Source organism: Desertibacillus haloalkaliphilus (genome assembly GCF_019039105.1).
GTDB lineage: Bacteria > Bacillota > Bacilli > Bacillales > KJ1-10-99 > Desertibacillus > Desertibacillus haloalkaliphilus.
This window is the reverse complement of sequence record NZ_JAHPIV010000183.1, coordinates 1-420: the sequence shown is the minus strand read 5'-3', so window position 1 is coordinate 420 and position 420 is coordinate 1. Positions and strand designations below refer to the sequence as shown.

Below are 420 nucleotides of genomic sequence, written 5' to 3'. Positions count from 1 at the left end.
GGCGTGTGGAGCCAGCGCCACTTCTTCGCTTTTTCTCAAAAAGGGCGGGGTTCCCCTTTTTCTTTCACCTCTCCTACTTTCGTTCTGTATTCCAGCTTATTCCTTGTACCCAACAACGACATCGTTTATGATCAAAAAGTAAATATATTTCAAAGGCAATTGGAACGATAGTATACATAGACGATCGACAAGCTGTCTGATCATTTTGGCTTCAAAGTATGGAGAGGGGCATGTTTTTATGGAAGTTCGAACAGATCAATTTGGGTATGACCTTATTCGAAATGACGTTCTGCAAGACCTATTAGGTAAAGATCATGATGCCATTTTATATTGGATTGGAAGATCGCTCGCAAGAAAATATCCAGTTTCAACAGTTGAAGATGCCATCCTTTTTTTTGAAAAAGCTGATTGGGGTAATCT

Annotated in this window: 1 protein-coding gene; it reads left to right on the top strand. The window is 40.0% G+C overall.

The annotated features are described in order from the left end of the window. Nucleotides 1–238: 238 nt before the first annotated feature. Nucleotides 239–420: DUF2507 domain-containing protein (locus tag KH400_RS21450; protein ID WP_217228099.1), on the top strand; the 182-nt coding region annotated here is incomplete at its 3' end.